Consider the following 26123-nt stretch of genomic DNA (forward strand, 5'->3'; position numbering starts at 1 on the left):
ATGACTCCTCCTTTAAATGCGTGTGACTTTTACTTGTGGTAATAGTGTATCGACAAGCTCTTTTGTTCCAAGTTCCTCAGAAAATGCTGTAGCGCTCCCTGATGTGACACCAAGCTTAAATGACTCTTCAATGGAAAGACCTTTAGAAACGCCGGCTAAAAATCCTGCAACGACTGAATCTCCTGCACCAACTGAGTTGATGAGCGTGCCTTTCGGAACATTGGACTGATAGATCCCTTCTTTACTGAACAAAAGGGCTCCGTCTCCTGCCATGGATACGATGACATGTTCAGCACCTTGTTCCAACAGCTTTTTCCCATAAGGGATGGCTTCTTCCGCTGATGAAATACTCGTCTCAAACATTTCACCTAACTCATGATGGTTTGGTTTCATTAAGAACGGTTTCATATGTGCTGCTTTTTTTAACGCTTCTCCAGAAATATCAAGGACAACTCTTACACCTTGCTGCTCACAAACTTCAGCAATACGCTCATAAGTGTTATCGGGCAATGAAGAAGGAATGCTGCCAGCTAATACAACGACATCTCCTTCAGTCAATGAAGTAAATTGGGATAGAAACGACTCAAATTGCGCTTCAGTAATAGTTGGACCCAGTCCGTTGATTTCTGTTTCTTCACCTGTTTTTAGTTTCACATTGATTCGTGTATCTTCTGACACCTTGTGAAAGGCTGTTTGTAATTGTTCTTTTTGTAAAAAGTCTTGAATATATGTGCCTGTAAATCCGCCAATGAATCCAAGTGCTTTTGATTCAACACCGTGACGTTTTAAAAGCCTTGAGACATTGATCCCTTTACCACCTGGATATTTTTTGTCATAGGTTGAACGATTTAAATCGCCGACAGCAAAATCCGCCACGTGTACGATATAATCAACTGATGGGTTTAAAGTAACTGTATAAATCATGTTTTCACTACCTTTATAACCGTTTTTTCATGGTAATTATCGAATGAATCCTCTTTTGCATCGTTTGTGATAATGGTCGCTTCCTGTAAACTAGCAAAGGCTGAAAACGATATTTCGCCAAACTTTGAGGCATCTGATAAGATATAGGTTTTTTTCGCCTGCTTCATGGCTCTTTTTTTAATGAGCGCTTCTTCTGGATCAGGTGTTGTAAACCCCGCCTCGGGATGAATACCATTTGTCCCAACAAAGCTTTTGTCAAAACGGTAATTTTCCATAGCTGTCAAAGCTGCGGCACCCACCATGGCTCCTGTTCGATGTTTCACCGATCCGCCTATCAGGTAAAAAGAAATGCCTTTTCTCATGAGTGCTTCAATGTGCATGACACCGTTTGTCACCACAACAATATCTTGATCTGGATCGATATATTCAATCATTTGCTGTGTCGTCGTACCAGCATCTAAATAAATGCAATCGCCTTGTTTTAAAAGGGATGCAGCTGACTGTGCAATCAATGACTTTTCATGAAGGTTTTTGGCAGATTTTTCGAATATATCTGGTTCAAGACGAATACTCGATATCTTCGCCGCTCCCCCATGAACTCTTTTGAGGAAGCCTTTATCTTCAAGGGCGGATAAATCTCTTCTAATTGTAGATTCAGAAGCATCCGTCATAATCGTTAAGTCCTGTATTTTGACGACATCATTTTCTTCTAAGTAGTCGATAATGAGTTGATGTCTCTCTGGTGTTAACATGAAAACACCCCCTCTTGAAAACGTATTCATTTTGCGCGCACCTTTATTGTAATCGCTTTTTTCAACATTATCAATACAAAACAATCAAATACATTCAATAACTATCAAAATCTTTCACAATGGTCATCTTACCTTTATATGTACCATTTGTAAACTGAAAAATATGTGACATTAAGATGAAAGTCATGATATTAGCATTTCTATCATTTTTCATTTCATTCAATGGAACTAAAAAAAGCTTTTATGCGATTTGCATAAAAGCTTCAGATGGTTAATTCGGGTGAGGTCACACCTATTTGCTGCTCTTTTTTCATCTCAGTATTATTCATACCTGAGCGATTCAATAGGATCAAGTCTTGCAGCTTTATTCGCAGGGATTAACCCAAAAATAATCCCAATGAGCATACTAAACAGTACACCTCCACTCACCACTTGCCACGACACAAGAGATGGCCAGCCGGCAAATAGTGACACTAGCGAGGCACCGCCTAAGCCAAGTGCGATCCCCATCAACCCGCCCATGAGTGTTAAAACAACAGACTCGATTAAAAACTGAACGAGTATTTGAGCCCTGGTTGCCCCAAGCGCCTTTCGAATACCGATTTCCCTTGTCCTCTCTGTCACAGAAACGAGCATAATATTCATAACACCGATGCCGCCGACAAGTAAGGAGATACCGGCAATTGAGCCAATGATCGTTGTCATAACAGACGTAATTTGACCGATGCCTGCAGCGATTTCTTCCATATTGATCATGTCGTAAGCATCTTCTGTATGGTGATTTTCATTTAAGAGAGCAGCGGCGTTTTTCCCTACTTCCTTCATTTGATCAGCATGCGCTACTTGAATAGACAACTTATCATATTCATTTATACCAAATGTTGAAGTGAGCATCTCAAATGGGACATATATTTCATTCATATCAAATGAAAACATCCCTTCCTGTTTTGCTAAAACACCGATGACTTCAACAGGCTGACCGTTCATCCAAATCATCTCGCCTAATGCCTTTTGTCCATGAAATAGTTCTTTTTTTAGACCTTCTGAGATGATAGCTGCTCTTCTGCCGCTTCTAAAGTCAATATCTCTTAAATCCTGTCCTTCTGCTATTTGTAGTGACTCTACATTCATATACCCTTCATTAATACCGTTAACTGTAGCATCAACTGTCGTATCTTGAAATCTCAATTGCATTCCTTGTGCAGTCGAGGAGGCGACCTGTTTCACCCCATTGATTGTCTTAATGCTTTGTATGTCTTCTTCGGTAAATGCGGCTTCAAATAAGGCATTTGGATTCGCATTTAACTCTTCATCAGAAGGCGTATACGTCATATCAATGGTATTGTTTGGCCCTGAAATCGATTCTTTCAACATTTGCTCGCCGCCTTGACCGATGGCAACGACTGCAATCACCGACCCAACACCAATAATAATCCCAAGCATCGTTAAAATAGAACGTAATTTATGAGCTAAAACAGAATTCAGCGCTATTTTGATATTTTCAAAGAGTTTCATTCATAGCGTCCCCTTGCTTCCAACTATCTTCAACGAGGCGGCCATCTCTCACAACGACCGTCCGGTTTGTATATGCAGCTATTTCTTCTTCATGAGTCACAAGCACAACCGTTGTCCCTTCCTCATTTAGCTGTGTAAACTGTTCCATAATCGAGAAGCTTGTTTTTGAGTCAAGAGCGCCTGTCGGTTCATCTGCTAAAATAAGCTGAGGCTTATTGACAATCGCACGTGCAATCGCCACCCTTTGCTTTTGACCTCCTGACAACTCACTTGGCATATGTTTCATTCGATCCGCCAAACCAACCTTTTGAAGTGCAATTTCCGCACGTTCTTTTCTTTCCTTTTGACCGATACCAGCGTAAATCATCGGGAGTTCAACATTTTTCCTCGCATTTAATCTAGGCAGCAAATGAAATTGCTGAAAAACAAACCCAATGGATTGATTTCGAATCACTGCGAGCTCTTGATCCTTTGCTGCTGACAGCTCTGTTCCTTGAAAAAGATATTGCCCTGAGGTCGGTCGGTCTAAACAGCCGATGATATTCATTAACGTCGACTTCCCAGAGCCGGACGGCCCCATAATCGACATATACTCGCCCTTTTCAATGACAAGGTCAATCTCACTTAATACATCAAATGTTTCTTGTGCGACCTCATAGCTTTTTGTCACGTTTGAAAGCTGAATCATTCAGCATTCACTTCCATTCCGTCATACATGTCATCTGATGGATTTGCAATGATTTGATCGGCTGGTGTTAAACCTTTTGTTACTTCAAGAACATGACCTGACGTTTCACCCAGGCCGACTTTTACTTTTTTCAGTACATTCTTCTCAACAACATAAACGTATTGTCCATCATTTTCTTTTTTTACTGCTGTTTCAGGAATCGTTTGCGCTTGGTGCTTGTCTGTTTCAATTTCCATGATCATTTTAAAACCTGGTTTTGCCTCAGGTTTTTTTCCCTTTATTTCAATTTCAACTGGATATTGAACAGTTTGATTGCCATCAGTTGTATCGGATGCTGCCCCGGCAGGAACAGCCCCCACTTTTTTCACGACTCCTTGCCAGCTTTTTCCGCGAATGACATCAGATGTTACCTTTACTTTTTGTTTCTTTTTGATTTTTATGGCATCATACTCAGAGATCAAACCTCGCACGATCATTTTTTTCTCATTGCCAATATGGATGATCGGCTGTCTCTCTTCTAGCTTCCCTGTTCCAGCCTCTTGCTCAATGGTTATGACTGTTCCTTCAATTTTACTATGTATCGTTAAATCTTCTAACTGTGCTTTTACTTTTTCTTGGTTAAGCTCAGCTTGTTTTTGCTCTAATTCAGCTGCTTTCAGTTCTAATTCAAGCTGATCTCGCTCGCTTTTGGAATTGGTGCCAGATTCACCTGCTTGTTTTTTATCTAATTCACTGAGTCTATTTTGCAGTTGTTCGCGTTTTAGTGTACTTGATTCAGCCGCTAGTGCTTGCTGCTGCTCTTCAAGCTCCAGTTCCTTATTTTCATATGTAAGGAGCGGCGTTCCAACCTTAACCTTTTCACCTTCTTTAACAGCAATTTCATTCAGTTTTCCCTTTTCCTCTTCTACATAAATGAATTGCTCTTCAGAGAATGAAAGTGTCCCAGGTGTCATCACAGTAGATGTTATTTCTTTTGACGTGAGTTTAACTGTTTTAAAAGCTGCTGTAGAAGCAGGCTTTGATTGGTTTTTCGCAATGTTAAATCCAATAAATAGACCAATTACAATGATAAAAATTGATCCGATGATGATTTTCTTTCTCATAAAGACATTCTACCCCCAGCTTACTGACATGTTGATTGTGGTTCCTACATATTGAAAAATGAAAGATAGTACATAAAAGACTCCTATCATCCTCCAAGAAATTCTCGGCGATATATGGTCGACTTGGATCAATAAAAAGCCTGTTAAAACAAGATTCCAGATTACAAATACATCGATATTGGCTAACACATCATGCCATGGACCAGAGACTCGAATCAGTGCGTTTCATGATGTAACAGTGATATCTTTTGGAACATGGAAAAGGATGACCACCAAATGAGAAATAATCGTTCCAATGATCGTAATTGGTGTAATAAACAGTACTGCTGAAACGAAGCATCACCTTTTGCTAAAAATACGATGAACCTATATATGGCAGCATTGATGACAATCCCAAGTATTAGACCAATTAGTGTGACCACATAAACAACGGGTATGGGCAAACTTAAATCTGCCCACATTCCTGCATTCACCAGCTCAGACAAATAAGTGATTATGACTGTTAAAACAAGCACACAGCATAAAGGCCACCAAACAACCGGATCTTCCCACACTTTTTTCAGGTGCTCTGTTGGTCTTGTGCTCACTCCTATGATCGTGGGCTTTAGCCTTTTTTCTTGCATCAAATGTCATCCTCTCTATGTCAGGCAAGTATGCAAACGCACATTCATGCTCTTGTTCTTTCTATTTTATCAAAAGATTGCCAATAAGTAATAGATCATTTGATTTTCTTATTTTCATAGAAGAAGAATTATAACTATTATTCTATTTTCACGAACAACATCCTCCAAATGACACCATGACCAGACCATATTCATATCAAAAAACACTGATTTTACTTACCTAAAAACATTTTATCAAGTAAACAAAATGCCTATCGGAATAAATATCCTTTTCCTTTGAATTCGGATGGTCACAGTGAGACACAACAAATTTTTGTTAAAATAATCCTAATAATTTCGACAAATCCCGGCTTTATAGGACTATGATTGGTTTCTTTTACAGAACAACAGAGACTTTAGTATCAATACTTTCATATTAAAAAAATAAAAATAAAGGGATTTTACTTGATCAAACGTTATTTTTTCATATAATGTAAAATAGAGGTAGGTTAAATGATAGTGGAAATGGAGTCAAGTGAATGTTAAGAGAAAAATTGAAAATGCAATTGATTTTACTTTATGAAAAGGAACAAGAAGCATGGCAATACTTTCGAAAGGAAAGAGAACAGATTTATCATGAGCTCAAATTACTTGATATGAAAGAAAGCAGACCCTCTAATGACAAAATATACTACGCTGCAAGATGCGTAGATATTATTAAAGAGAAAAAGGGAAGTATTGTGAGCACGAAAGAATTAAAAGAACAGCTTCAAGCACAAACAGATTTCAATGTGAGACGAATCAGCGAATTGTATGATCTCATCCAGCAGCTCGACCCTCACATTTCTAAAGCACGAAGGGGATGTTTTATTTACGAAGATCATACCCAAGTACCTCTACAAATTTTTCACACATAAAAAAATTGGTTACAGCCGCTGGCCATAACCAAATCCTCTAATAACTATTATCCACCACTTACAGGAGGAATGAGTGCAACAGTGTCCCCGCTACGCACTTCAGCATTTTCCCTCGTATATATTTCGTTGACTGCAACCATCACATTTTGTGCAGCATCAACACCATATACCTCCTGTAATTCTATTTTAATCTCATCAACCGTTGTTTTATCTTTTTGAATGATGATTTGTTGTTTACCGGCCTTCTCAGCAAGGCCGGCGAACAATAATACGTTAATCATGCCGATCACCTTCTTTTTCCTTCAGTTGAAGATCGCTAGGTTTTCCTTCTGGATAAGAAACAGTTTCAAGCTGATCACCTATCCAGGCCTCTCCGTCTTCCCAGTATTCTTTTTTCCAAATTGGAACGATTTCCTTGATTCGTTCAATGGCATATTCATTGGCTTCGTATGCGGCCTTCCTATGAGGAGACGAAACGGCTATCGCGACAGCAATGTCAGATATCTCAAGTGTCCCAATACGATGCATAATGGCGACTTCAGTATCTGGCCATTGCTTCTTGATTTCTTGTCCAATTTGACTTAGCATGCTTTCGGCCATTGGTATGTATGCTTCATAGGTTAAACGCAATGTTTTTTTGCCATTTGTCCACTCTCTGACCGTCCCGATAAACGTCGTAATAGCTCCTGCCTTTCGTCTTGTCACATGCTGAATCAATTCATTCACATCAATTGGCCCTTTTGTTATTTTAAAAAGTTCATTCAAGTAAGGCTGCCTCCCTTCAATAAGTTAAAAGCATATGTCACCCCGCGCTTTTCAAAGGCTGAAAACACAGGAAACGAGTAATTTTCGGTTAATTGAAACTCTTGAGAAAAATAAATGGCTGCTTGTATATTGGAAAGTGTTGAAAGCTCAATGAGCTCCTGTTCGTTCTTTACGCAAACGATTTTGTAATAAGGCGCCTGTTTGTATCCCTCTATCAGGACAGCGTCTAACGGGAGATGTTCACACATGTTGAGCAACTGCTCTAACGTCATGTGCTGCATTGAAAAGTGACATTCACCTTCCCCTTCGACACCTGCGGCAAATGCACCCGCTTGAACATATCGATCGGTATCTTTTTCTTTAAAAAGGCGATCTGGTTTCCCGCCATGTCCATGATGTTTGAAGCAGCCTAGCTTAAGCCCCTCATGTTCGGCCAACTGACATAACTTTTCGATCAATGTGGTCTTGCCACTATTTTGATAGCCGACCACCTGTAATATGCTTAATTTGGCATCCAGCATGGAGAGCCACCACCTTCGTGCTGAAACAGCAGAACATTCACCTGATCACCTGCTTGAAAACCTCTTGTTCCCCCAGGCAAAGCGATGAAACAGTTGGCATCAGCAATAGAAGTCACCGCACTTGATTTATCAAGACCAGTTGGCGTCACACTCAGCTGGCTGCCAGTGAATTGGAGTGCTGCTCTGACAAATCGAGTAAAAGGATTGGCCTTTGGAAAATCATGTGTTAGCTTCGCCAAGGCAAAAGAAGGATAAGGATTTTCTTTCAAACACCATCTATAGATGATCGGTTTCACAAATAATTCAAATCCAACAAAACAGGCAGCTGGATTTCCTGACAGCCCAAATAACAATTGACCATTTGGTAACGCAGCAACGGTCGTCACACTTCCCGGTCTCATGGCCACTTTATTAAACAAAACCTCTGCACCTAGCTTTTCATAAATAGCAGGCAGAAAGTCAAAATCACCCACTGACACACCGCCTGTTGTAATGAGCATGTCTACCTTGCTCAAGGCTGATTTTACTGCATGATAGCTTTGATTGAAATCATCGGATACACCACCTAAATCAAGCGGCTCTCCTCCGGCTTCAAGAACCTGCGCAAAGACCATACTGAGATTACTGTTTCTAATTTTGCCCTCCATCATGGCATCACTTACCTGAAGAAGCTCTGTGCCTGTTGAGATAATGCCGATGACCGGCTTTTTGACAACTGGCACCACTGCATATCCGAACGTCGCCAGTATAGCAGTGACGCCTGAGGTCACTTTTGTTCCTTTTTTGACCATCGCTTTCCCTTTGAGCGTCTCTTCTCCTTGACGAGAAATATTATGTCCCTTTTGAAGCGGTCTTTTTAATGACATAAAAGGTTTCCCGTCTTTTTCGAAGGTCTTTGTAAGTTCGATCATGATGACGACATTTGCTCCGTCTGGAATCTTTGCACCTGTCATGATACGAATGGCTTGAAATGGTCCGATGGTTTTTGGTGAGACCATTCCTGCACCAATGTGATCAATGACCTCAAATTCAATCGAATGCTCACTTGATGCTTCTTTTGTATCTTCTGCCCGAAGTGCAAAGCCATCATACGGAGATCGATCAAAGGCAGGAACATCATGGTCTGCCACAATATCCTCTGCAGTGAACCTCCCAAGGCTATTCTTTAAAGGGACCCATTCTACTTCTCCATGCTTTTGATATTGGCTGACTTTATTAATGGCCTCTTCTACTGGAATTGGCTGTCGTCTTTCCATCACGTCTCACTCCTATATGCCTAGCAGTCTTGCTAGTAATGAATTTGCTACTTTTTCATCATTTGTCCCATGGATTAATGCACGTCCTCCTTTGAAACAGACAATACGGTATGTTTCATAGCGTACATGGATTAAAAAATCGTTCACTTCCACCTCACAAATAGACGACAGACGTTCTTTCAAATACTCAAATGATAGATTCGCTAAATCCTTTGACACGATTTGAACTGTGTCTCGCCCGCAGAGGACCGTCGTTTTTTTACGCTGATCGTGTAAATATGGGTAGGTTCTTTTCGTGCCGCAAGATGGACAGTCCTGCTGCTTAGTACGAGATAAATCCATTTTAAACGATGTGGACTGCCATAGATCAAATGTGACAAACTTCTGCTCGATTTGATCTTCATGCCCAGTTAAATATTTTAGTGCCTCTGTTTGCTGATAAGCAGAGACCATTTGAACAGCAGGTGAAATAATCCCCGCTGTATCACACGTCAGACCACCAACAGGCATTGCTGTGAAAACACATGATAAACAAGGCGTTTTATCCGGCAGTATGGTCATATACATCCCCTGACTGCTCACACAGGCGCCATATATCCACGGCGTCTTCGTTTCTAGTGATAAATCATTCATCACCATTCTTGTCTCAAAATTATCCGTCGCATCAATGACGATATCCGCTCTCTGAAATAATGGTCTTAATAGCTCAGCCCCAGCATCTTCAATAAGGGCGTGTATGGTCACTTCATGGTTGATCTCTTGGAGACGTTTTTTTGACGCAATCGCTTTTGGCACATGTGCCTTTGCATCATGTTCCGTATAGAGCTGCTGCCGCTGTAAATTTGAGAACTCTACATAATCACGATCTACAATTGTCAAAGTGCCGATTCCAGACCGGACAAGCCCTTCAGCAGATGCAGTTCCAAGTGCACCAGCTCCAACGATCAGGACATGACTTGCAGCCAATGCCTGCTGGCCTTTTTCCCCTACCGGAGGGAACAAGATTTGTCTTGAATATCGCTCCTTCAATGTTGTTCTCTCCTCCTCGTTTTTATGTATCATATCATACCGTTTTCAGGTAAATCGCTTCTTTTATTGATATTGTGAAATTCATTTGATGTCACGTTGAGTTCGTCCTCTGGAACAACGCGCACCTTGAGCTTTTGAAGCAAGTCTTTGATCGCTAATTGATTCTCTTTTAAACACGCGTGAATAAACGGCAGACAGCGGCGGTGATAAAGCGCAAACAGGGGTTGTAATATGCCCTGCACAAGCGGGACAACGGCATCTACATGCTCGTTGCAATAGGACGATAATACCTCGGCTGTCTCTTTTCGTATGAAAGGCATATCACATGCAGTCACCAAATACCAGTCCGCATCTTGCTTTTGCATAGCGGTATACATGCCGGCAAGCGGCCCGCACCCGCGCATCTGTTCATCATCTAACCAGACAGCTTGTTCACCTCTTGCTTTGAAAAAAGGCAAAAGCGCTGGATGACTGATGATGATGGTTTGTCCATCCAATAGCTGCTTTTTAACATGCTCATACAGTGGTTTTCCTTGATACACATGACTTGCCTTTGGCTCTCCAAAACGTCTGGAAGCTCCTCCAGCTAATATCACATTCACTACGCTCATCATCCCATCCCCTTTGATATGGTTGTTCTATTTACACTCATTTCGCATACTTTATTGGTAACATGAATAAGGAGGGTCTACCTATGAACCGGCGCCATGCTTCTCCCCTATTCCATGATCTATCTCAAGAGAATTTATATTTAAAAGCTGAAACTGCCAAATATCAACAAATGATTTCTGATTTACAGTCCACATATACGTATTCTAAAAATAAGAAGTTAACTCAAGAATATCATGAGATGAAAAAGGATTTCACTGAATTAAAACAACAATTGGAGGAAATGACCATTGATCAAGGCGATGCTGCCTCTAAAATACAGGATCTCTCCTATAGCAAATCAGAATTATTACATAAAATGGTCCTTCTCCATGAGATGCTGCAAAAGGAAACCTATCATAGAAGAAAAGAAACAGAAGAAAAGCACCGGCTGCATTTGAAAGTTGTAAAATATAAGGAAATCTCTCAACAATTAACTGAACGGTTACAGGATCAAGATAAGCTGCTTTCAAAAGAAGAGAAGAAAGGAAATACATTATCAGCTGTGATTGAAAAGCTGCAGCAAACACTAAGCGATAAAAACGCAGAGCTCCATTTATTACAGGAAGGCGTCAGGCATCTTCAGGAACGTTTTTATGAAACACAAGAAAAATTACTGCAAATTGAAAAGGCAAAGGAAGCGATTTTTTATGAAGCGCTCACAAGCTATCAAAAACAGTTAGCAGAAAGCGAGGAATGGATCGCAGCTCATTTTGCTGATATTGACCAGTCAACTCAAACAAACAGCGAGCCTTTCTCACCAGATCGTATCCTGCAAACAACGGAAGAAATTGAACCTATTTTGAAAAAACTAAACGAACAAGTTCAAACCCTCCAGGCACAAGTCGATGCGGTGCAGCGTAACGGGGAGGTTATGACAGTGAAAATCGAAGGATTCAAGAAACAGCGTGACCACATGCCTAAAGAACGAAAGATTGTCTATACAGTTGATCAAAAGAAGTGATCAGCTCATGATGTAAAAAATAAAAAAACTGCCGGCTTTTACGCCCAGCAGTTTCTTTTTTATTTATTCGTCTTCTGTTTGAATGTCGCCTTCTAAAATATACTGTCCGCGATAAGGTTTCTTCACTTCAGGATACATTTTAATTAAGCTTTGCATAAACGTGGTCATATTTGGAATTTCAAGACCGCTCTCTTTTTCAATCTCTTTTTGAAGCTCTGAGCTTTTAATTGCCGCATTATGACGCTTTAACGTTTTGATCGCAGCTTCACGAAGCTTAGCTGCCTTTGAACCAGGTCGAGCTGTGCCTCTTCTGCGTCTTGTAGTTCCTTCAGGAATACCTACAGGTGCACCGTTTAGCTGACCTGTTCCTAAAGGTGATGTAGCGTTTGATTGTGATGGCGCCGGCTGCTGGTAGCTTCTCATTTCTTGTGCAGCTAGCTCAGCTAATACAGGCAGTGAATCCGTTTTTCTCTCTGTACGCACTTCTTTTTTTGTATCTGTCACTAGACCTGTTCCTTGACGGTCTAATTCTCTTAATTTTGCATAAATCGCATCTCGTTCAATTTGATATTCACGAATGACCTTTACTTCTGCTTCATTTAGTTGTTCCAATCGTAAACGTAACGCTTCCCTCTCATTAAACAATGGATTTCCCCCTCATCATATAAAAAATATTCTATAGTAAATATTAGATTAGAAAACTAATTTTATCAACTATTTTTTTATCATTTTACAGTTTGCTAACAGATAGGTATTTTCAACTAAAATTTTGCCAAAGAGGAAAATTCGGCACCCAGTTCATTGCCACTATAGGCTTTTGACAAACTTTAAAATATTGTAAAAAATTTGAATAAACGCTTCTACTACTTGATTTATATAGTTATTTACCAAACTGAAATTTCTTTTGTGCAAAAACGTTCTGAATAGTAAAAAGTTAAAATCTTTACATTTTCATTTCAAAATAAAAATGTAAATAGGTCGTAATACCTTTTTATTTTAAAGATATTTTTTAATAAACTCCCTCATTTTCTCTTTTCTTAGGAATAACACCTACATGAAAAGTCCATCTAGTCCAATATGTCGCCTGTTTTTGAACATGAAAAAACCCCCATTCATGGGGGAAAAGCCTATTCTGCAGCCTTTTCAGACTCAGAAAGAACTCGATTGACACGTTTTTCCAGCATTTTCATACCGCTTCCGCCAGCTTGGAAGTGACGTAAAGCACCTGTTTTATCAAATACATAATACGCAGGTACATATTCGTTTTCAAAGGCTTCTGTTAATTGATGATCACTGTCCACAAAGATTGGCTGTGTGATTTCATGCTCTTTCGCAACCTCTTTGATTTTTTCTAGATCCAGATCATCCTCTGAACGCGGCATATGCACAGCCACGACGTTTAGTTGATCCTTGTATTCATCACGGAATTGATTGACCTGAGGCATTGCCTCTTTACAAAGATGACAGCTAACTGACCAGAAATGAATCAATGTTGGTTTATCACCAATTAGATCTTCTTTTGTTACTTCTCCATTTAACCATTCTTTTGCACCAGTTAGTTCTGGCATTGGTTGACGTAATTTCATTATGAAGCGCCTCCATCCATTGTATGTGTCGAAACAAAAAGGTCTAACATCAGTTAGACCCTCCTGTTTCTTCAGCTATCAATTAAAGTGTTTTTTGACCAGGCTTCCAGTTCGCTGGGCAAAGTCCACCAGTTTGTAATGCTTGAAGAACACGTAATGTCTCATCTACATCACGACCGATATTGTTGTGGAATACGGTTTGATATTGAAGTTCGCCTTCTGGGTTAATAATGAATAGCCCGCGAAGTGCAATTCCTTCTTCTTCAATTAAAACGCCATATTCTCTAGATACTGTGTGGTTTGTGTCAGCAGCTAGTGGGTATTTTAATTCACCTAGACCATTGTCTTTACGATCTGTGTTGATCCAAGCAAGATGCGTATGGATTGTATCAGTAGATACACCAATGATTTCTGCATCTAAGTCTTCGAATTCATCATAACGATCGCTCATTGCCGTAATTTCAGTTGGGCAAACAAATGTGAAATCCATTGGATAGAAGAAAAGAACTGTCCATTTGTCATTCTTGATGTTTTCCTCTAAACTTACTTTACCAAATTCCTTGTTAGCAAGTACTGCTTCCATTTCAAAACGTGGAGCTTGTTTTCCTACAAAACGCTCTGCCATATGTAAATCCCTCCATAAAATAATATCTTTATACAGACTTCTTAGCTGTATATAAAATGAGAATCAAAAGATGAAATTCTCATTTAGTTAATAACTTCACAAATATAATTATAATACTTAAGCGATTTTTAGTCAATATTAATTAATAATAAATTTAATTAACGATTTGTCACAATCTCTCGCTCCAACTAACAAAAGTTTAACATGACTTGCAGGAGGGAACAAATGATTAGCTTCTCTTTTAGAGCATACATAGAAAGGTTTTGAAGATCGTGAGAGCATTTGACCAAGTAGATTGGGTTTCCATCATCCTCAATAGCAGTATAATTTTGCTAAAATTAATCGCTATTTTTATGATTTATTTTGTCATCAGAGCCATAGGTAACAAGATGATTAAGCGTGCCTATGATAAATTCTCTAAGAAACACGAAGTCTCTTTATCAAGAGCTCAGACGCTGCAAGGTCTGACGTTAAATATCTTCGCCTACTTATTGATTTTTATTCTAGTTGTCATGATCCTCGACTTATTTCATTATAATCCGACTGCTTTGCTAGCTGGCGCAGGTGTTGTTGGGCTTGCAATCGGTTTTGGCGCACAAGGACTAGTAAGTGATATTGTGACAGGCTTCTTTATTCTATTAGAAAAACAATTCGATGTAGGCGAGTATATCACGGTTGCAGGCTTTGATGGCATCGTAGAACAAATCGGACTTAGAACAACACAGCTTCGAAGCTTTGATGGTACCCTTCACTTCATTCCAAATCGAAGCATACTGAATGTTAGTAACCATTCAAGGGGGACCATGCAGGCACTCGTTGATATCGAGTTATCTCCAGATGAAAATGTGGATCAGATGATTACAGCCTTACAAGCAGCCTGTGATGAGGTACGGGCAGAAACACCTCAGATTATTGAAGGACCTCAAGTGGTCGGTGTGGAGGCGTTCGGTTCGTCTTCCCTCGTGCTGCGTATCATTGCGAAAACCGAAACAATGGAGCAGTGGCGGGTAGAACGAATTCTACGCAAAAAAATGAAAGAAGTACTTGATATAAACAAAAAACAAAAAGAACCGGGATCATAATCTACCGGTTCTTTTTCTCGTTTTATTGAACACGCTGTTCTACTTCTTGACAAATTTCATCAGCTGTCATACCTGATGCTGTAATGATGGATGCCTTTGTTGTTGTGTCTGAAATGCCAAGAACATTTGAATCTAGTCCTGTCACCACATAGCAGTCGCACTGATCCATTTGTTGTTCATTTTGAATACGTACGACGTCATACCCTTTTTGCTTCAAAAGTTCTTCTACATCGGATAAAGATGGTTCTACACCAATTCTTGTCATAATCAAGAACACCTCCTGTTCATAAGGTGTACAGGAGGCGGCACGATTATTCATTCACCGGATTGCTTTTTAAAATAAGCCGTCATGACATTTACAGCCGTTTCGATGGCCTTTTCATCAGGCATGAGTTTTGCATGGTGCAGACCATATTCTGAATCTACCCCCAACCAAAACATGAAGCCAGGATATTTTTTCAGCATGTAGCCAAAATCTTCTCCTGTCATGGCTTCTCTACATTCAATCACATTCGCAAGCCCTTCTTTGGCTACATATGACATAAATTCTTCTGTCAGGTCCTTTGAATTGTCCACTTCGTAATAAGATGAAGGGTATCGAACTGTTGCCTTGCATTCGTAGCCAATTTCAATTCCTTTTGCTAGCGCTTCAATTCGCTTTCTCACCTTTTCCATAGACTCTGGTGAGAGCGTGCGAATGGTTCCGTCAAGTTTGGCATGCTGAGCAATGATATTTTGAGCAGTTCCTCCCGTAATCGTTCCGACTGTAATCACTGCACTATCCAGAGGATCGACATTACGAGAAATGACAGATTGCAGCTGACCTACAAGTGCACTTGCAGCGACAACCATATCATTCGCTAAATGAGGGTAAGCAGCATGTCCCCCTTTTCCTTCTAAGTCAATTACAAGTTCACTCGTATTGGCAAATAATAGCCCGGGCTTTGTTGCAATCGTTCCAACTGGATATTCAGGTGCAATATGCAGCGCTGTAATAAAGTCTGGCGTCCACTTTTTCAGGACATCACTTGCAAGCATCGGTTCAGCCCCGCCTGGTCCTTCTTCTGCTGGTTGAAAAATAAATAGGATATCTTCTTTGATTGGCTGATGAACGAAATGATCGATAATACCAAGGGCAATGGTCATATGAAGATCATGTCCACATGCATGCATTTTCCCTTCATGCACAGATTGAAATGGATACCCAGTTTCCTCAGGAATAGATAGACCATCCATATCTGCACGATAAGCAAATACATGCGCGGGATTTGTTCCTTTCACTTTCACAAAAAGCCCAGTCCGCCATGTTTCAATCTCTACTCGATCCTTTGAATACATATCGAGATGCTTGATGAGATACGCTTGTGTTTTAAATTCTTGGAAACCAAGCTCGGGAATTTGGTGTAAATCTCTTCGAATGGATATTAATTGCTCACGATTTAACAAGTGAACTCGCTTCCTTTCCAGTATACGAATAAGACGTGGATATATCATCCACGTCTATGTCTTCTGCTGCGAATTGTATGAATTAAAGCTGACGCAGTTCTTGTTTGATTTCAGTCTTACCTTTTGTTTTTTCATCAATGTCTTTGATTTTCTTTGCAGGTGTACCTGCTACAACTGTGTAAGGCTCAACATCGTTGACAACGATCGCACCTGCTGCTACAACCGCTCCTTTACCAATTGTTACGCCTTCTAAAACAACAGCGTTCGCACCGATGACAACATCATCTTCTACGACGACTGGTTTAGCAGATGGTGGCTCAATGACACCCGCGAGAACAGATCCAGCACCGATATGACAGTTCTTACCTACTGTCGCGCGGCCACCAAGCACCACGTTCATGTCAATCATCGTACCTTCACCGATCACGGAACCGATATTAATAGAAGCACCCATCATGATGACTGCATTATCACCGATTTCAACTTGATCACGAATGATTGCACCTGGTTCAATACGTGCTTTAATATTTTTCAAGTCTAACATAGGAATCGCAGAATTGCGGCGGTCATTTTCCACAACAACATCTTCAATTTTGTCTTTGTTTGATGCTAAAGCTTCCTGAATTTCACTCCACTCACCGAAGACAACACCTGTGTTGCCAGTGATGAACGTTTTTGCCTGTTCACCAAATTCAATACCTTCCAAGTTTCCTTTGATATAGACTTTGACAGGTGTTGATTTAGTACTATTTTGAATAAATGAAATAATTTCATTAGCGTCCATTTGCTTCATGTATGTATGTCCTCCTCTTAATTTATACTTCATTACTGTACCAAAGGAGAGTTTTAATGACAAGTGAAAGAATTGTCTTCCCATTGGCAAATAAAACAAGCGGGCCCGATTATCCCGCTTCTTGCTGGTGAAGATGAACAAATTGTTTGCCAAAAGAAATCAATTCCTCTTCTTCGTCTCCTTCTGGATTCAGCTCAATTTTGACTGATGGCAGGACAATATCACCACCAAGCTCCTTCACTTTTTCTTCGATTAAGTCAACAGCTCCGCAAAAATGCTCATACGATGTATCTCCGGAACCGAATACAGCAAACGCTTTTCCCGTTAAATCAAGCTCTTCCATTTCTTCATATAAATCAATAAAATCATCTGGAAGATCACCATCTCCCCATGTATACGCACCTAACATAATGTGCGAGTAATCATTAAGAAGCTCGGCATCAATATCCATCGCTTCATGTCGGTCCACGCTAGCTCCTGCATCCTTTAATCCTTTTTCAATTAAATCAGCCATTGCTTCTGTGTTCCCAGACATCGTGGCATACACCAATAAAACCTTTTCCGTCACTTTTTCTTCCTCCTTATCAATGAATCAGCGCAGGCTCCTCATATGGCCTGACAAACTTGCTTTCATATAAACCCGCGCAGAAAAAATTTTCGTTTTGATTGGCAACACGAAAACCGTGTCCTTTGATCGTATCAAACCATTTGAGCTCTTTTTGCTCTATATCAAGCTGATACACTTTAGAAAACCCGTGTTCGTCTTGTGAGGTGGTCACATAAACAATGCCATTATCCTCTGATACATCCAAAAACGATTCTTCTCTAGCGAAGGCCTGTGATTGAATATCATGTAGAATATTTGTATGTAAGTCTAAAATTTGAACAGATCCTTTTTTGCCTTTTTTTGAGCCTAACGCACAGACAAGAAGATGCTCCTGACAGAGCAGCATAGAAGCTGTCATTCGGTGCTCTTCTCTGTTTAGTAGAAAAATCTGTTCACTCTCCAAGTCATACACCCATATTCCCCCATGAACCTCATGAATCTGTGTTCCAATATAAAGGTGATCACCTGCAACACATAAAGAGCGAATGACAGGAGGATGATTCACATGAGCAAATGGCTTCATAATTTCCCAGGAAATCCCGAAATCATTTGACACATAGATACTGTGCTTTCCATGGGCACACACAAATCCATCTTTACGTCCTGTAATAGACCAAACGACTGCATTTGTTGGAAATGATGATAGCGCCCACGTATTGCCCTCATCTCCTGACCTGATCACTGTTCCATTTTCACCAACACCAAATAAATAAGGCCCAATATAGCTGATGGCATGAATTTTATGCTTGAGCTTAAACAGTTGCTGCCACCCGCTCTCAACACTATAGTGAAAAATACCTTCTCGTTTTACAGCGACAAAGTATCCGCCACTTTTAGATGCAGCAACGGCCGTCGCTCCTTTATGAAACATGATTTTCAACTCGTTTCTCAGACAAAGAGGCCCACGTTAAAAAGCTGGTAGCAAATTCTTGACAACACGCCACATCTTCATCTGTATCTGGCGCAAGCTCCATTTTCAATGTTTCAGGAAAAACGGAGGCACCGGTTGATTGCAGCATGTCATGGAATGTATGAACAGCCTCACAAAACTTCGGATAGCTGTAATCACCAGATCCGAATACAGCCGCTTTAATGTCACTAAGTTCGAGAGTTGAGACCTCTTCATAAAAATCCTCTGCTTCATAAGGTAAATCTCCATCACCCCATGTATAAGAACCGATCAATACATAATCGTATGAAGAAAGATCCTCTGCGCTCGTATCATCAAATTCCATCATTTCTGTATCTATCCCTTTTCCTTCAAGTGTTTGCTTTAAGATCGCTGCCATATCTTCCGTATTGCCAGACATACTCGCAAATGTAATTAGTGCTTTCATCTATTGGTCACCTCATCTAAATGATAATCATTTTCAATTATTATATGTACACTTTAAATGATAATGATTTTCATTGTCAAATATTTTTACAAAAAGGCTTTTATCAAGATAAAAATGACCTAAATAAAAAACCCGCTAATTCCAATTGGAAGGCGGGTCTAAAATGGTGAAGTATTTAGATATAATAGAGCTTCTATGAGAAATTCATTTCATCCTTCTTTATAAAATATGGACCGCAATCTGCTTCGTGTGTCATCACAAATGTCCATTTTTCATTCCAATCCATGACATACATATCGTTATAGTCCATATGACCATTTTGATAGGGTAATTCATTGATTGAAAGTGCATTGGCGTTTTCAAAAAGATATGCCTCGTCCACAAATTGATAAAAAATTGTACATTTATGCTTTGATTGATGAAGAAATGCGTTTATCGCTTTATCCTTCTCAAGGCATTTAACCCTTTCCCAGCTACATAAGTGCCAAAGAAAATGATCCATCCAAATCTCTTTTTGTTCTTTTATTGAAAGATGACTTGCAAAACGTGCACGCCATCTCCCACGTAAATAGTTTCCCCACTTCGGTATGTCGATTTTCTTTAATTGTTTATTTCTCATAAGATGAAAATTCCTTTCTATGAAATCAATCCATCAGCCTGTTTCGTTCTATACATAGGGTATGAGGCAATTCAAACAAGAAAGTTCACTTATATTTTTAAAAAGCACCTTTCTCTTCCAAAAGGTACTTACACCGCATCACTTTCAAGCATTTCTTTCACCACACCAACAAATGCTTGAACCTGTTTTAACTGAAAAGACGCTTCATAGCCTAGAAGCCATGTGTCACGTCCGATTTGCTCTCCATTTACATCAACGAGCGGGGTTTTATGAACACTTTTTTCGTGGTCATATAAGGTGACAGAAGGCAAAATGGCATAACCGATGCCATGATAAGCCATTTGTTTACATGTCTCAATTTGGTCCACAAGAATCGTCTGCTTTGGCGACACTTTAAATTTTTGGTGCCACCAGTGCTGGATTTCCTGATAATAGGTGCTGTCGCTTTTAAATTGAATAAACGGTCGTTCTGTCTCAATTAACTCATCCACGTCCTTGATTACGGAATCAACTAAATATAAATGATCTGTCATCAAATATTCTTTTGTCCCCTTCCAATCAGGGTTTCCACGAATAATCCCAATGTGCACATGGTCTTCATACAAACTTTTGAGCATTTCACTACTCCAGCCGGTGACGAGTGATACTTTGGCATTTGGATATTTTTCGACATACCGCTTTAACACCTTTGGCAGCCAGTGCTGTCCAATAATGGACGCAACCGCAAGTTTGAGTGTGCCATGAATTTCTCCTTCAAGCTCATCGATTCTCTCTCTCACACGATCTTGCTCCGTCGTGACCTCTTTTGCAAACTGGATAATCTGTTCACCTGCTGAAGTCACGGTCAACCCTTTTTGTGAACGAAAAAAGATTTTAGTTCCCCATTCCTTTTCGATCGTTTGCAACCTTTGAGATAATGCAGGCTGAGAGACAAAGAGCCGCTCCGAAGCCTTTCTCATATTCAATTCTTCACTTAGCACAACAAGCATATGTAACTCTTGAAGCTGCATGGGCGTCCCCTTTCCCTCTATAAGTTTTTCTTATTCCATATGATCATTATATAAACTTTAACTTATGAAGGCAAAAAAAATAAGCTGGGCTTCAGCTCATTTTTTTGCGGAATGAATGACCTCATTTAAGCGCTTTAATACAACACGTCGAGTAAAAATTCCTTCAAATACTTGCTCCTCATTTACTACACAAACAAATCCATTATTCGTCACAGCGTGAACACCTTTTAGCACAGGATCAGTCGTTTTGAGTCTTGGAATATCTGTTAACATGACCTCTTCTACCTTCAATTGGTCCAGTTTCTCGAATTCAATTCGTTCTAAACCAAAGATTTTATCCATGATCATATTCGTTCCAATTAACCCGTGTAGATGATAAGAAGCATCTAATACGGGTATGGCTGTATATCCTGTTTTTGTCAGGACCAAGAGGGCATGCTCAAGATTATTTCCAATTTGAACATGTGCCACTTTATCTGCATCAATCATATGCTCGGCTACTGTTGACTCAAGTAATTGAGTCGGTTCTATCTCTATCATGTTTCTTCGACCCCTTTTCTCTCGATCATCAATCATACATTCCCTTTTCATATTAAGCATAAACTAAAACGAAATTTGTCGAAAGATTTTTTCTGCATAAAAAAGATACTCAGCCTCGAGTATCTAATAGAATGTTAAACCGATATTAATTCTCAAATCTTACTCTGTCATACAATGTGATCAATTGCTTATACGTATTGTCGTCGACATTTTTTGTCCCACATTCTATATCATTGATCTCACTGCTTAGTAATTCGACAGCATATTCCTGATTCAGCAATACGTTTAATAATAGCTTTTTCTCTTCTTCATTAAAACGATTTTCGATGACGCTCATTCAACATCAGGCCCCCTGTTTCATATATGCTTTTATATTGATTAGCAGGCTTTTGAATGTCTGCTTCCTCTCTATACAGCTAGAATAAGGAACTAGAATCGAATCGTCAACCGCACGTTTCGACAAGGTTTGGAGAAAAATGACGGAATTTATTTTGTGTATCGATTGGCATAGCAAAATGCTGCATATGAGTCGGGTTTTATTTTTGCTTCAATTCCCATAGCTGTGATCATTCCGGTCATTTCCTGAATCAGCTCTTTCGTACTTCCTTTTTTGCCAATATCTAGATGGGCTTCAAAACGGAGGTCTGCCCCTTCCTCAGCAAACGGAAGAAGCAAATCCATCAGTTCTGTTAAAGGACCCTCCAGGATGTCTGCACATACCTTTTGGCTAAACGCTGTCTCTAATGAAATTTTTTCTCTAAGACTTTGCACAGGCCTGCTGATCACTTGTTGTGTGAGACAGCCCCAAGCTCCTTTGCCAACCCGGTGAAGATGAATTGCAGTCATAAATTTTGTGACATTCTGATTAACCTGAGAATCCGTACCAATTGATAACACATAGACGGATCTAGGGTCTTTTCGAATAAAGTCTTTCATTCTCATGACGACATCAGAAAACGCTAAATAATCTTCAGAAAGATTGTAGAAAAAAGAATCACTCACAGAAAGGAACTCCTTTTTAATGGTCTCTTATCCGAAAAATGCGCTGATTGATCATCTTCCATTTGTACATCACCTATGATGACAAGTGTATATTGCCGCAATAAACGAAGGAATCCTCAGAAAAAACATTTCATAAGATTCAGCTTAGGATTGTAGAAGCTCAAAAATTTCAATCGAAATCATATCAATGTTGTCAAACGGGAAAGTGTTTGGCTTATCCCCTTGTTGAAAAACAGTCAATTCAAACGTTTGATTCTTTTCGAAATACTTAACACTACAGATTTTCTCACCGTTCACTTCGAAATAACGCTGTGCCGGCTCGTTTGCAGCTTCTGCTGTCTCTTGAAGACTTTGCAGCCTTGTAATGATACCCATTAATTGTGACATTCTAAAAAAAGACTCCTTTCAAAAAAACAACTCAAGATGAACCCGTATTGATTATACACAAGTCCTACAAAGCATCATACCATAAAGTGTTCTCAGATGATATTTTTCCTCTTGAATTCAAAAAAAGAAAAAGAATCTGTTTTTTTATTTTGAGTCTTTTTTCTCATCTCATACACGATGTTTTTTATAAACCGGCAGATCTCATGAGCCGTTTGGCAATTTCGTCAAAATCCTCTTTTGAAATGCCCGGGGCAAACTCTTCCGGTAATTCTCTATAATCTGGTACAGGTGCACCTTGCGGGGTGCCCTCAATGACTGTCAGCGGCTTTCCATCAATCGGATGGCTGCCTTTCCAAATTTTACTGATATCCTTATAATCTGTATCACTAAATGTGTAAAGCTTCGTATGCATGTTTTGATCTTCAAATTTTCTCGCAGAGTCAAAATATTTGTTATCGAGGTTTGGAATCGGCAGCATCTTCCCTACATCTACTCCTGTGGCTACCTCAAGCGCTTTTGCATATGCCACAACATGCACACCGCCCCTGACAAGTAAATATCCGATCATCTCTCTTGCCGTAGGATGATCCGTCATTTCATATACACGCATTTTATGCGTACGAGCCCCGCATTCAAGAAAGAAATTATGAAGAAGATCAAGAATCAGGTTACCACTTGAGAACACATTCTCTCCTGTCCAAGGTTTTGCCATTGAATCAAACGGATAGCCTGTTTGTGCCGTTTGAATGAAATGCTGTGTATTTCGTTTATCGACAGCCGCCTTCATCGGTGTCGTATCTGGATCTCCGCCATGGGTGGTCCCGGTAATCATGAGATTCACAGCCGTTGTCACAAGCTCTACATGACCGAATTCTTCAGCTGTAATACTTGATACGAGGTCATAAAACGGTTTGAGTTTTCGTTTCCCTCTAAAGTTAAAGGATTGAAACATATAATTATTTAATGTGGACATTTCACCAAATTTCCCGCCGAGTAATTCTTGCACAGCAGCGGCCCCATTTGCATCTGGGTGATCTGGTCTTGGCAAATCAATCAGCAGCCGCTTGTCACGTTTGATCATGACTTTTCCCTCCTACCGTCTAACTATCATCACTTAAGATGTATGGAGGATTTGGGATGTCCTATGCATAAAGGAAAAGATTGAAGCACAAAAAAAACTTGGCGGGGGTAGCGCCAAGTTTTTTGGATCTTGATCTGATAGAGGGGTTGGGGAACAGAGAGTAGCTTCTCTCTATAACTAAATGATAATGATTATCAGTTTCATTGTCAACCATTTTTTTATTTCTTTTTTCTATCAAAAAAAAGCAGCCGCTCTGGCTGCTTTTAAATTAATCCATCTTGCTCATATAGATAGGCATATGGAAGATCTATAAACAAATACATGTCTCCCTCTAACGGATAAGAAAACGTTCGTATTCGCTCCCCGGTTTCTAAATCACTGTAAATATCGCTGAAAAACCCTTTCCCGCTAATTCTCATTTGAAGAATATTCGATAGGAAATAAGGGCGCCAGCTCCAGTTTTTCTCTATATACTCCGGCTGAAATAGCCATTCTTCTTCTTTTTTAAACACATTTCCAGTGATTTGAAAGCCTTCCTCATTACACATATAAATCCGAAAGCTGCAATCTGTTAGTTCGAGTGCCAGTTTTTGTATGAGTTCATCATTTGTGCTGCATGATTTTTTTAAGGTCGTGACAGCTTGGTGAATTCGTTTATAAAATGTTTCAGAATGTTCGTAAACAGCTTGAAGTTTCTTTTTCTCATGGGCAATAAATTGTTGAAATTCTTCTCTAAGCTGATCTTTTCGTTTGTTACGGTCGATTAATTCCGCCGTAGGCTCATGCAGATAGAACCCTTGAAAATATCTCCCGCCATTTCTCCATGCATACTGCAGCTGAAAATTTGCTTCAATGTCCTCATAAATTAAGGCCGCTCCTATTTTTCTTGCAAGCAATGAAATGCTATACAAGACATACTCATAGGAAGGGGAAGGTGCGGATGCCCTTAATGCGTGTAAATCTATTTTTAATAGATCGGGTGAAAGCAGGGCAATCCGGTCAAGGTTACTGCTTTCTTTTCCTATATTAGATACGGCGATTTTGATCCCATATGTACGATAATACGTTAACGTATGGTAAAGCTGTTCAATGTCGCCGCTAAACGTATGTTCAGTAAATTCAATGACAAACCGGTTAAGCTGAATGCCTCTTGCTTCATATTCCTTTAAAAACGCTAAAAAGCTTTCGCCATGATCAAGCATAAGGACATTGGCATCATGATTAATAAAAATGAGCAAATCTTCATCAGCCGTTGTGAAGAGATCAAGTGCTTGACTAAGTACTTTTTGATCTACTTCCAATTTATATTCGTCAGGAATAGATGAATCCGTAAAGAAGGAGCCTAGGCTAACCGTGTCAGACTCAAGCTTCATTCTTCCTAGAATTTCATAGCCTATCACTTTTTGCTCTTCCGCACTGAAGATCGCTTGATAGTGCGGGAAAACATCTTCAATATTCGTTAAAATATCCAATGGATCGACCATTTTCATCACCTGCTTCTCTCTTTGTGTGATTATACCACATCAAAAGCAGGTCTTACACGGTCATTCAAAATGGTGATTGGTTGAGCCATTGACCTCCATCCATCGTGATACAATCTCCATTAATATAAGACGCATGTTCAGATAATAAAAAGGCCGCAAGCTCTGCAATTTCCTCTGGTGTGCCCAGTCTGCCAAGAGGGACACTATCTAATGTTCTTTGCGCTGCCTCTTCAGATTCCCACAGTTTATCAGCACCGCCTGTTCTCTCAATTGGTCCTGGTGCAATCGCATTGACGCGAATTCGGTATTGCTTTCCCCATTCTACTGCAAGCGTTCGAGTAAGAGACAGAACACCTGCCTTTGCTGCTGCTGAATGCGCCACACCTACACCAGCACCCCATGCATAAGTGGCTACCATGTTGATCATACTTCCCCTTTTCTTTTGACGAATCCAGTAATTGCCCATTGCATGACTGCAAAAAAATGTGCCATTTAACACAATATCAATGACCGCTTTCCAGCCGTTAGGAGACAGCTTTTCTGCCGGGACCAAAAAATTCCCCGCCGCATTGTTGATGAGCGCATCAACATCACCAAATGTATCCACAGCAAACTTTACCATTTGATCAGCATCCTCTGGGTTTCGCACATCCATTTGGAAGTAACCAACCGATCCACCTTTCTGCTTGATTTCATTTGCGGTCTTTTCCAACGTTTCTTCTGTTCTTCCAGTAATCACAACATTCCAGCCTCCGAGTGCCAAATGGGTAGCCATCGCCTTCCCCATCCCATTAGATCCTCCTGTGACAATCACTGTTTGTTTCGTCATTTGTTCTCCCC

The 26123-nt window shown here is 40.0% G+C and carries 33 protein-coding genes; 3 read left to right on the plus strand and 30 right to left on the minus strand.

From position 1 onward, the window contains the following. Positions 1-12 precede the first annotated feature (12 nt). From pfkB to C6W18_RS10940, 6 genes are all read right to left on the minus strand, one after another. A complete protein-coding gene (pfkB, locus tag C6W18_RS10915) occupies positions 13-924 on the minus strand; it encodes a 1-phosphofructokinase (RefSeq protein ID WP_105927569.1) in 912 nt (303 codons plus the stop codon). Beyond that, positions 921-1676 (minus strand): DeoR/GlpR family DNA-binding transcription regulator, encoded by a 756-nt coding sequence (locus C6W18_RS10920; protein WP_105927570.1) that lies wholly within the window; start codon positions 1674-1676, stop codon positions 921-923. The genes pfkB and C6W18_RS10920 overlap by 4 nt, the downstream gene beginning before the upstream one ends. A 321-nt stretch (positions 1677-1997) precedes the next feature. Further along, entirely contained in the window at positions 1998-3191 is a 1194-nt protein-coding gene (locus tag C6W18_RS10925) for an ABC transporter permease (RefSeq protein ID WP_034324378.1), read from the minus strand. After that, positions 3178-3879, minus strand: a complete 702-nt coding sequence (locus C6W18_RS10930) for an ABC transporter ATP-binding protein (RefSeq protein ID WP_105927571.1) — start codon at positions 3877-3879, stop codon at positions 3178-3180. Before C6W18_RS10930 ends, C6W18_RS10925 begins: the two co-directional genes overlap by 14 nt. Continuing rightward, a complete protein-coding gene (locus C6W18_RS10935) occupies positions 3876-4982 on the minus strand; it encodes an efflux RND transporter periplasmic adaptor subunit (protein ID WP_105927572.1) in 1107 nt (368 codons plus the stop codon). The genes C6W18_RS10930 and C6W18_RS10935 overlap by 4 nt, the downstream gene beginning before the upstream one ends. A 215-nt stretch (positions 4983-5197) precedes the next feature. Then, on the minus strand, positions 5198-5605 hold the full coding sequence (locus tag C6W18_RS10940; RefSeq protein WP_223251686.1) for a YIP1 family protein: 408 nt from the start codon (positions 5603-5605) through the stop codon (positions 5198-5200). Positions 5606-6123: 518 nt separating this feature from the next. On the opposite strand from C6W18_RS10940, the gene C6W18_RS10945 reads away from it, so the two are divergent. Continuing rightward, positions 6124-6501 (plus strand): Rok-like winged helix domain-containing protein, encoded by a 378-nt coding sequence (locus C6W18_RS10945; protein WP_034324386.1) that lies wholly within the window; start codon positions 6124-6126, stop codon positions 6499-6501. 47 nt (positions 6502-6548) lie between these two features. On the opposite strand, the gene moaD is transcribed toward C6W18_RS10945, so the two are convergent. The 6 genes from moaD to C6W18_RS10975 are packed head-to-tail and all read right to left on the minus strand — an operon-like array spanning position 6549 to position 10683. After that, a complete protein-coding gene (gene moaD, locus C6W18_RS10950) occupies positions 6549-6782 on the minus strand; it encodes a molybdopterin converting factor subunit 1 (protein ID WP_034324389.1) in 234 nt (77 codons plus the stop codon). Beyond that, positions 6775-7266: a molybdenum cofactor biosynthesis protein MoaE gene (locus C6W18_RS10955; protein WP_034324392.1), complete on the minus strand. Its 492-nt coding sequence runs from the start codon at positions 7264-7266 to the stop codon at positions 6775-6777. Before C6W18_RS10955 ends, moaD begins: the two co-directional genes overlap by 8 nt. Then, positions 7263-7787: a molybdopterin-guanine dinucleotide biosynthesis protein B gene (gene mobB, locus C6W18_RS10960; RefSeq protein ID WP_034324395.1), complete on the minus strand. Its 525-nt coding sequence runs from the start codon at positions 7785-7787 to the stop codon at positions 7263-7265. Before mobB ends, C6W18_RS10955 begins: the two co-directional genes overlap by 4 nt. After that, on the minus strand, positions 7769-9046 hold the full coding sequence (locus C6W18_RS10965) for a molybdopterin molybdotransferase MoeA (RefSeq protein ID WP_189318077.1): 1278 nt from the start codon (positions 9044-9046) through the stop codon (positions 7769-7771). Before C6W18_RS10965 ends, mobB begins: the two co-directional genes overlap by 19 nt. A 9-nt stretch (positions 9047-9055) precedes the next feature. After that, positions 9056-10072: a thiazole biosynthesis adenylyltransferase ThiF gene (locus tag C6W18_RS10970; RefSeq protein ID WP_034324401.1), complete on the minus strand. Its 1017-nt coding sequence runs from the start codon at positions 10070-10072 to the stop codon at positions 9056-9058. Positions 10073-10101: 29 nt separating this feature from the next. Then, positions 10102-10683 (minus strand): molybdenum cofactor guanylyltransferase, encoded by a 582-nt coding sequence (locus C6W18_RS10975; RefSeq protein WP_189318078.1) that lies wholly within the window; start codon positions 10681-10683, stop codon positions 10102-10104. 83 nt (positions 10684-10766) lie between these two features. Here C6W18_RS10975 and C6W18_RS10980 point away from each other — a divergent pair, with 83 nt between their 5' ends. After that, positions 10767-11684 carry a coiled-coil domain-containing protein gene (locus C6W18_RS10980; RefSeq protein WP_105927575.1) on the plus strand — a complete coding sequence of 306 codons (918 nt, stop codon included), beginning with the start codon at positions 10767-10769 and terminating at the stop codon, positions 11682-11684. Between the two features lie 63 nt (positions 11685-11747). Here C6W18_RS10980 and C6W18_RS10985 read toward each other — a convergent pair whose 3' ends face one another. From C6W18_RS10985 to ahpA, 3 genes are all read right to left on the minus strand, one after another. Continuing rightward, on the minus strand, positions 11748-12329 hold the full coding sequence (locus tag C6W18_RS10985; RefSeq protein ID WP_034324407.1) for a Rok-like winged helix domain-containing protein: 582 nt from the start codon (positions 12327-12329) through the stop codon (positions 11748-11750). 482 nt (positions 12330-12811) lie between these two features. After that, entirely contained in the window at positions 12812-13270 is a 459-nt protein-coding gene (locus C6W18_RS10990) for a TlpA family protein disulfide reductase (protein ID WP_034324409.1), read from the minus strand. An 82-nt stretch (positions 13271-13352) separates the two neighbouring features. Then, positions 13353-13895 (minus strand): biofilm-specific peroxidase AhpA, encoded by a 543-nt coding sequence (gene ahpA, locus C6W18_RS10995; RefSeq protein WP_007498654.1) that lies wholly within the window; start codon positions 13893-13895, stop codon positions 13353-13355. 272 nt (positions 13896-14167) lie between these two features. Between ahpA and C6W18_RS11000 the strand changes: the two genes are divergently transcribed. Continuing rightward, positions 14168-14977, plus strand: a complete 810-nt coding sequence (locus C6W18_RS11000) for a mechanosensitive ion channel family protein (protein WP_105927576.1) — start codon at positions 14168-14170, stop codon at positions 14975-14977. Between the two features lie 22 nt (positions 14978-14999). Here C6W18_RS11000 and C6W18_RS11005 read toward each other — a convergent pair whose 3' ends face one another. From C6W18_RS11005 to fadH, 15 genes are all read right to left on the minus strand, one after another. Beyond that, entirely contained in the window at positions 15000-15242 is a 243-nt protein-coding gene (locus C6W18_RS11005) for a YkuS family protein (protein WP_034324415.1), read from the minus strand. A gap of 50 nt (positions 15243-15292) precedes the next feature. Further along, the gene (locus tag C6W18_RS11010; protein WP_105927577.1) at positions 15293-16471 is read right to left on the minus strand and encodes an N-acetyldiaminopimelate deacetylase; all 1179 of its coding nucleotides are present in this window, start codon (positions 16469-16471) and stop codon (positions 15293-15295) included. 34 nt (positions 16472-16505) lie between these two features. After that, positions 16506-17216 carry a 2,3,4,5-tetrahydropyridine-2,6-dicarboxylate N-acetyltransferase gene (gene dapD / locus C6W18_RS11015; RefSeq protein ID WP_034324420.1) on the minus strand — a complete coding sequence of 237 codons (711 nt, stop codon included), beginning with the start codon at positions 17214-17216 and terminating at the stop codon, positions 16506-16508. A gap of 109 nt (positions 17217-17325) precedes the next feature. Beyond that, the gene (locus C6W18_RS11020; RefSeq protein ID WP_051691180.1) at positions 17326-17751 is read right to left on the minus strand and encodes a flavodoxin; all 426 of its coding nucleotides are present in this window, start codon (positions 17749-17751) and stop codon (positions 17326-17328) included. Between the two features lie 49 nt (positions 17752-17800). Continuing rightward, positions 17801-18694: a WD40/YVTN/BNR-like repeat-containing protein gene (locus C6W18_RS11025; RefSeq protein ID WP_105927578.1), complete on the minus strand. Its 894-nt coding sequence runs from the start codon at positions 18692-18694 to the stop codon at positions 17801-17803. Beyond that, a complete protein-coding gene (locus tag C6W18_RS11030; RefSeq protein WP_105927579.1) occupies positions 18684-19160 on the minus strand; it encodes a flavodoxin in 477 nt (158 codons plus the stop codon). Before C6W18_RS11030 ends, C6W18_RS11025 begins: the two co-directional genes overlap by 11 nt. 193 nt (positions 19161-19353) lie before the next feature. Next, the gene (locus C6W18_RS11035) at positions 19354-19779 is read right to left on the minus strand and encodes a DUF4275 family protein (protein WP_105927580.1); all 426 of its coding nucleotides are present in this window, start codon (positions 19777-19779) and stop codon (positions 19354-19356) included. A gap of 128 nt (positions 19780-19907) precedes the next feature. Further along, complete coding sequence (gene ccpC, locus C6W18_RS11040) at positions 19908-20789, minus strand: transcriptional regulator CcpC (protein WP_099728658.1); 882 nt, start codon at positions 20787-20789, stop codon at positions 19908-19910. Positions 20790-20885: 96 nt separating this feature from the next. Beyond that, positions 20886-21329, minus strand: coding sequence for a cyclic-di-AMP-binding protein CbpB (gene cbpB / locus C6W18_RS11045; protein ID WP_034324432.1), 444 nt, complete (start codon positions 21327-21329; stop codon positions 20886-20888). A 145-nt stretch (positions 21330-21474) separates the two neighbouring features. Then, positions 21475-21666 (minus strand): antirepressor AbbA, encoded by a 192-nt coding sequence (abbA, locus tag C6W18_RS11050; RefSeq protein ID WP_003210802.1) that lies wholly within the window; start codon positions 21664-21666, stop codon positions 21475-21477. A 149-nt stretch (positions 21667-21815) separates the two neighbouring features. Beyond that, complete coding sequence (locus tag C6W18_RS11055) at positions 21816-22331, minus strand: ribonuclease H-like YkuK family protein (protein ID WP_105927581.1); 516 nt, start codon at positions 22329-22331, stop codon at positions 21816-21818. A gap of 144 nt (positions 22332-22475) precedes the next feature. Continuing rightward, positions 22476-22718: a YkuJ family protein gene (locus C6W18_RS11060; RefSeq protein ID WP_003212254.1), complete on the minus strand. Its 243-nt coding sequence runs from the start codon at positions 22716-22718 to the stop codon at positions 22476-22478. Positions 22719-22902: 184 nt separating this feature from the next. Next, positions 22903-23799, minus strand: a complete 897-nt coding sequence (locus C6W18_RS11065) for a manganese catalase family protein (RefSeq protein WP_105927582.1) — start codon at positions 23797-23799, stop codon at positions 22903-22905. A 263-nt stretch (positions 23800-24062) separates the two neighbouring features. Then, positions 24063-25283, minus strand: coding sequence for an EAL domain-containing protein (locus tag C6W18_RS11070; RefSeq protein ID WP_105927895.1), 1221 nt, complete (start codon positions 25281-25283; stop codon positions 24063-24065). Between the two features lie 64 nt (positions 25284-25347). Beyond that, positions 25348-26112, minus strand: a complete 765-nt coding sequence (fadH, locus tag C6W18_RS11075; RefSeq protein WP_105927583.1) for a 2,4-dienoyl-CoA reductase — start codon at positions 26110-26112, stop codon at positions 25348-25350. Between the last annotated feature and the right edge of the window lie 11 nt (positions 26113-26123).

The organism is Bacillus sp. LLTC93 (assembly GCF_002993125.1).
In the GTDB taxonomy this organism is placed as follows: domain Bacteria; phylum Bacillota; class Bacilli; order Bacillales; family Bacillaceae; genus Bacillus; species Bacillus zhangzhouensis.

What these genes read in the sequence shown, in the direction of transcription:
- C6W18_RS11070 (WP_105927895.1), bottom strand. Translation starts at nt 25,283, where the DNA reads ATGGTCGATCCATTGGATATTTTAACGAATATTGAAGATGTTTTCCCG.
- C6W18_RS11020 (WP_051691180.1), bottom strand. Translation starts at nt 17,751, where the DNA reads ATGTCTGGGAACACAGAAGCAATGGCTGATTTAATTGAAAAAGGATTA.
- dapD (WP_034324420.1), bottom strand. Translation starts at nt 17,216, where the DNA reads ATGAAGCAAATGGACGCTAATGAAATTATTTCATTTATTCAAAATAGT.
- C6W18_RS10920 (WP_105927570.1), bottom strand. Translation starts at nt 1,676, where the DNA reads ATGTTAACACCAGAGAGACATCAACTCATTATCGACTACTTAGAAGAA.
- pfkB (WP_105927569.1), bottom strand. Translation starts at nt 924, where the DNA reads ATGATTTATACAGTTACTTTAAACCCATCAGTTGATTATATCGTACAC.
- C6W18_RS11030 (WP_105927579.1), bottom strand. Translation starts at nt 19,160, where the DNA reads ATGAAAGCACTAATTACATTTGCGAGTATGTCTGGCAATACGGAAGAT.
- C6W18_RS10980 (WP_105927575.1), top strand. Translation starts at nt 10,767, where the DNA reads ATGAACCGGCGCCATGCTTCTCCCCTATTCCATGATCTATCTCAAGAG.
- C6W18_RS11025 (WP_105927578.1), bottom strand. Translation starts at nt 18,694, where the DNA reads ATGTTTCATAAAGGAGCGACGGCCGTTGCTGCATCTAAAAGTGGCGGA.
- C6W18_RS11060 (WP_003212254.1), bottom strand. Translation starts at nt 22,718, where the DNA reads ATGTCACAATTAATGGGTATCATTACAAGGCTGCAAAGTCTTCAAGAG.
- mobB (WP_034324395.1), bottom strand. Translation starts at nt 7,787, where the DNA reads ATGCTGGATGCCAAATTAAGCATATTACAGGTGGTCGGCTATCAAAAT.
- ahpA (WP_007498654.1), bottom strand. Translation starts at nt 13,895, where the DNA reads ATGGCAGAGCGTTTTGTAGGAAAACAAGCTCCACGTTTTGAAATGGAA.
- abbA (WP_003210802.1), bottom strand. Translation starts at nt 21,666, where the DNA reads ATGAGCGTCATCGAAAATCGTTTTAATGAAGAAGAGAAAAAGCTATTA.
- C6W18_RS10925 (WP_034324378.1), bottom strand. Translation starts at nt 3,191, where the DNA reads ATGAAACTCTTTGAAAATATCAAAATAGCGCTGAATTCTGTTTTAGCT.
- moaD (WP_034324389.1), bottom strand. Translation starts at nt 6,782, where the DNA reads ATGATTAACGTATTATTGTTCGCCGGCCTTGCTGAGAAGGCCGGTAAA.
- C6W18_RS11035 (WP_105927580.1), bottom strand. Translation starts at nt 19,779, where the DNA reads ATGAGAAATAAACAATTAAAGAAAATCGACATACCGAAGTGGGGAAAC.
- C6W18_RS11005 (WP_034324415.1), bottom strand. Translation starts at nt 15,242, where the DNA reads ATGACAAGAATTGGTGTAGAACCATCTTTATCCGATGTAGAAGAACTT.
- C6W18_RS11065 (WP_105927582.1), bottom strand. Translation starts at nt 23,799, where the DNA reads ATGATCAAACGTGACAAGCGGCTGCTGATTGATTTGCCAAGACCAGAT.
- C6W18_RS10930 (WP_105927571.1), bottom strand. Translation starts at nt 3,879, where the DNA reads ATGATTCAGCTTTCAAACGTGACAAAAAGCTATGAGGTCGCACAAGAA.
- C6W18_RS10940 (WP_223251686.1), bottom strand. Translation starts at nt 5,605, where the DNA reads ATGCAAGAAAAAAGGCTAAAGCCCACGATCATAGGAGTGAGCACAAGA.
- C6W18_RS11010 (WP_105927577.1), bottom strand. Translation starts at nt 16,471, where the DNA reads ATGATATATCCACGTCTTATTCGTATACTGGAAAGGAAGCGAGTTCAC.
- ccpC (WP_099728658.1), bottom strand. Translation starts at nt 20,789, where the DNA reads ATGCAGCTTCAAGAGTTACATATGCTTGTTGTGCTAAGTGAAGAATTG.
- C6W18_RS10945 (WP_034324386.1), top strand. Translation starts at nt 6,124, where the DNA reads ATGTTAAGAGAAAAATTGAAAATGCAATTGATTTTACTTTATGAAAAG.
- C6W18_RS10975 (WP_189318078.1), bottom strand. Translation starts at nt 10,683, where the DNA reads ATGAGCGTAGTGAATGTGATATTAGCTGGAGGAGCTTCCAGACGTTTT.
- C6W18_RS10990 (WP_034324409.1), bottom strand. Translation starts at nt 13,270, where the DNA reads ATGAAATTACGTCAACCAATGCCAGAACTAACTGGTGCAAAAGAATGG.
- C6W18_RS10935 (WP_105927572.1), bottom strand. Translation starts at nt 4,982, where the DNA reads ATGAGAAAGAAAATCATCATCGGATCAATTTTTATCATTGTAATTGGT.
- cbpB (WP_034324432.1), bottom strand. Translation starts at nt 21,329, where the DNA reads ATGATAGAGATAGAACCGACTCAATTACTTGAGTCAACAGTAGCCGAG.
- fadH (WP_105927583.1), bottom strand. Translation starts at nt 26,112, where the DNA reads ATGACGAAACAAACAGTGATTGTCACAGGAGGATCTAATGGGATGGGG.